Genomic DNA, 3,996 nt, shown 5'->3' on the forward strand with positions numbered 1-3,996 from the left:
CACAACGGGCGACGGCTCTGCTCAGCGGCCGCTGCCGTCGGCGGCGCGGGTCGCGTACTCGATGGCCTCCTCGACCGCGGCCGCCGCCGGGCGCCCCTCCCGCATCGCGGTGCGCCCGGCGGCGAACAGCGCACCGCAGAGCCCACCGACCAGCACCGCGGCCCGCACCTCGTCCAGCTCACCGGGAAACGCCGCACACAACGCCTTGGCCAGCCGATCCTCGACCTCGAACAACCGCTGCAACGTGGCGGCGCGCAGCGAGGGAACCGACATCAGCAACCGGAGCCTGGCCGCCTCGAGTTCACCCGTCAGGTCGCGTGGACCACCCGCCATATCCGCGATCATCGCCCGCATCGCCGCACCGAGCACCTCCCCGACACTGGCGTCGTGCGCGCGGTCGGTGATCACGGCAAGCGCTACGTCGAGGATCTGGCCGCCGTCGGCGAAGAGGACAGCCTCCTTCGTCGGGTAGTGATTGAAGAACGTGGCGGGCGAAACATCCGCCGCGGCAGCGATTTCGGTGACCGTTGTCTCGTCGTAGCCCCGCTCCTCGAACAACCTATAGGCCGCCTCGGCGATGGCCGCTCTGGTGCGCTGCTTCTTGCGTTCGCGCAGGCCGGGTTCACTCATGCGAGCAGCTTACTATATTCACCTCAAACTTATAGTTGCTCTATCTTTCTAGTAGCTCTAACATTGGGGTATGTGTGGAATTACCGGATGGGTCTCCTTCCAGCGAGACTTCTCGACAGCAAGCAGCAACACCATCGATGCGATGACGGCCACCATGGCTTGTCGCGGCCCCGACGACAGCGGCCGCTGGATCGCGCCGCACGCGGCCATCGGCCACCGGCGACTTGCCGTCATCGACCTGGTCGGCGGCACGCAACCGATGACCGTCGAAACGCCGGAAGGCGTTGTCGCCATGGTCTATTCGGGTGAGGCCTACAACTTCCGGGAGCTCCGGGCCGAACTACGCGCCCGTGGGCACCGGTGCACGACCGAATCCGACACCGAGGTGGTGCTCCGGGCCTACCTGGAATGGGGTTCGGCCTTCGCCGAGCGGCTGAACGGCATGTACGCCTTCGCCATCTGGGACTCGCGCACCGATCAGCTGGTGCTGGTCCGCGACCGCCTCGGCATCAAGCCCCTCTACTACTACCCCACCGAGGACGGCGTGCTCTTCGGCTCCGAGCCCAAGGCAATCCTCGCGAACCCGCTGGCGGACAAGACCATCGGCATGGACGGACTGCGCGAGTTGTTCGTGACCATCGCCCGGCCGGACCTGGCCATCTGGGAAGGCATGCATCAGGTGCCGCCGGGCGCCCTGATGACCGTCGGCCGCGAGGGCATTCGCACGACCCCCTACTGGTCGTTGCGAACCCTCGAACACCGCGACGATCGCGCCACGACCGTCCGCACCATCCGTGAACTACTCGAGGACATCGTTGCCCGGCAACTGATTTCCGACGTGCCACGCTGCGTACTGCTGTCCGGCGGGCTGGACTCCTCCGTGTTGACCGCCCTCGCCGCGCGACACCTACGCAATTCCGGCGAGCGGTTGCGCAGCTTCAGCATCGAATTCCACAACCAGCAGCAGGATTTCGTGCCAGACGAGTGGCGGGCGACGCTCGACGCACCCTACGCCAGAGCCGTCGCGGAGCATGTCGGCTCCGACCATCGCGACATCGTGCTCGACGACGCCACCCTGTCCGATCCGGCTGTCCGTGCCGCCGTGGTCTCGGCCCGCGACGTGCCCGCCGGCTTCGGCGATAGCGAGATGTCGCTCTACCTGCTGTTCAAAGCAATTCGCGAACAGTCGACGGTCGCGCTGTCCGGCGAATCCTCCGATGAGCTCTTCGGCGGCTACCGCTGGTTCGCCGGCGCCGCGGAGCACGGGATGCACACCTTCCCCTGGTTGTCGGTGCTGCCGCCGCCGTTCGTGCAGCGCACCAGGTTGCTCGATCCGGATCTGACCGCCGCACTCGACCTCGACACCTACCTCGCGGACAGCTTCGCGGACGCGACCGCCGAGGTCACCCGGCTGGCCGGGGAGAGCGACCTGGAGTTCCGGATGCGGCAGGTATCGCACTTGCACCTCACCCGATTCGTGCGCACCATGCTCGACCGCAAGGACCGGATGAGCATGGCGGTCGGACTCGAAGTCCGAGTGCCCTACTGCGATCACCGCTTGGTCGAGTATGTCTACAACGCCCCATGGTCGCTGAAATCCTTTGACGGACGGGAGAAGAGCCTGTTGCGCGCGGCCACCGCCGATACGCTGCCCCGATCCGTCGTCGAACGCGTCAAGAGCCACTACCCGATCACCAAGGACGTGCACTACACCGAGGCGATACGCAGGCAGGCGAGCGATATCCTTGCGACCCAACAGCATCCGGTCTTCCGACTGTACGACCACGACGCCGTGACCAAGGCGGTCGATCGGCCCGCCGACGAAATGATCGAACCCGATCGCTTCGACCTCGAACAGTTCCTCGATTTCGCGGTCTGGCTGGACCGCTACGCGCCGACCTTCACCTAGCCCGGCGCACCGTCACTCGATCGCCAAGCCGCGCAGCACGATCCCGAGGCCGCCGCGGAACTCGTCGTCGACCGACATCTCTCGTGCTTGCGCCGCGGTCTGGGTCAGCATGGGATACGTGTCGGGCGAGAGTCGGGCGATGGCCGCGGTCTCGGGCGCGGTGATCGACGCGTAGTGCTCGTTCTGCAAGAACCCGAGCAGGAAGGCGACCAACGTGCGCTGGGCGATCACCCGATCCGGCCCGGCGAAGCCGCCTTCGGTGAGTACCGACAACATGGCTTCCATCCAGCGCAGGGTGGCCGTCGAGGACTTCCGGTGCCGAGGCACCAGCGGGACCGTAGCCGGGTGGGCGGAGATGGCGGCCCGCATCCGTTCGAGCAGCAGGCTCAGCCGGTCCCGAACATCGGCCTCCGCTGGAGTCGACACGTCGAGCCCGACCAGCACCTCATCGACGACCAGGACCTCCAATTCCGCCCGGTCGGAGACGTAGCGGTACAGCGCCATCGTGGCCATCCGCAGTTCCTTCGCTACGGCCCGCATGGTCAGCGCGGACAACCCGTCGCGGTCGATCACCGCGAGCGCGGCGGCACCGAGATCGGATTTCGTCAGCGAACGAGGACGTGGCATGGCTTGACAGCGTACAAGCCACCCGCATACTGGACGTAGGCGTACAAGGTACGCCTACGAAAGGCAACCCCTGATTCTGCTGATCGTCACCCTCACCTTGCCGCCAACGAAAAGAGACACAACCATGATGACCGTCGAGCTGTTCATCTCCGACGAGACGATGAGCGCCGAACAGCAGCGCGAATTGGCCGAGCGCCTGCTCCGCGAGTTGACCACCGAGCCGGGAGCGCCGGACGCGGTGATGGACAAGGTCAGGGAGCTGACGCACGTTCTGGTGCGCAGGCCGGAGGTCTGGGCCACCGGCGGGCCGAGCACGGTGGCCGCACCGCGCTACCTGGTGCGCGTCACCGTGCCGAGCGCGTGGAGCAACAACATCGAATTCGGCGACCACATCATCCCGCTGATCACCCGGACCATCGCCGCCACCGAAAGCGACTCGGAACGCCTAACCCGTGAACCGCACTGCGTGGTACAGATCATCGGCCTGCGCGAAAACTGCGCAGGCACCCTCGGCCGGAAAACCACCATCACCGAAATCACCAAGCTGATGACCCAGGACTACCGCGACTCCGCCACCGCAGCCGAAGCTCCCGAGGGCCACGCCATCGACCCGGTCTGCGGAATGACGGTCGACCTGGCCACCGCCGACATCACCCTCAGCCACAATGGCATCGACTACACCTTCTGCGCCCCGGTGTGCCGCAAGATATTCGCCGAAGAACATTCGCTGGACATCGTGCACTGACCGCGCCGCCCACCGGCTCTGGCAGAAAACGCCGGTGAAGAGCACCGACTGTGCTCTTCACCGGCGATTCGCTTTGTGCGGGTAG

4 protein-coding genes are annotated in these 3,996 nt (G+C 66.1%); 2 read left to right on the forward strand and 2 right to left on the reverse strand.

Annotated elements, in window-relative coordinates:
- Positions 1-21: 21 nt before the first annotated feature.
- Positions 22-630, reverse strand: coding sequence for a TetR/AcrR family transcriptional regulator (locus KV110_RS37065; protein ID WP_218471778.1), 609 nt, complete (start codon positions 628-630; stop codon positions 22-24).
- Positions 631-700: 70 nt separating this feature from the next.
- On the opposite strand from KV110_RS37065, the gene asnB reads away from it, so the two are divergent.
- Complete coding sequence (gene asnB, locus KV110_RS37070; RefSeq protein WP_218471779.1) at positions 701-2,539, forward strand: asparagine synthase (glutamine-hydrolyzing); 1,839 nt, start codon at positions 701-703, stop codon at positions 2,537-2,539.
- A 12-nt stretch (positions 2,540-2,551) separates the two neighbouring features.
- On the opposite strand, the gene KV110_RS37075 is transcribed toward asnB, so the two are convergent.
- Positions 2,552-3,166, reverse strand: a complete 615-nt coding sequence (locus KV110_RS37075) for a TetR/AcrR family transcriptional regulator (RefSeq protein ID WP_218471780.1) — start codon at positions 3,164-3,166, stop codon at positions 2,552-2,554.
- A 124-nt stretch (positions 3,167-3,290) separates the two neighbouring features.
- On the opposite strand from KV110_RS37075, the gene KV110_RS37080 reads away from it, so the two are divergent.
- Positions 3,291-3,911, forward strand: coding sequence for a YHS domain-containing protein (locus tag KV110_RS37080; RefSeq protein ID WP_218471781.1), 621 nt, complete (start codon positions 3,291-3,293; stop codon positions 3,909-3,911).
- Positions 3,912-3,996 lie beyond the last annotated feature (85 nt).

The sequence above is a fragment of the Nocardia iowensis genome (assembly GCF_019222765.1).
Taxonomy (GTDB): domain Bacteria; phylum Actinomycetota; class Actinomycetes; order Mycobacteriales; family Mycobacteriaceae; genus Nocardia; species Nocardia iowensis.

Bases quoted from the DNA above. Each gene is read 5' to 3' on its own strand.
- KV110_RS37065 (WP_218471778.1), bottom strand. From the start codon at position 630: ATGAGTGAACCCGGCCTGCGCGAACGCAAGAAGCAGCGCACCAGAGCG.
- asnB (WP_218471779.1), top strand. From the start codon at position 701: ATGTGTGGAATTACCGGATGGGTCTCCTTCCAGCGAGACTTCTCGACA.
- KV110_RS37075 (WP_218471780.1), bottom strand. From the start codon at position 3,166: ATGCCACGTCCTCGTTCGCTGACGAAATCCGATCTCGGTGCCGCCGCG.
- KV110_RS37080 (WP_218471781.1), top strand. From the start codon at position 3,291: ATGATGACCGTCGAGCTGTTCATCTCCGACGAGACGATGAGCGCCGAA.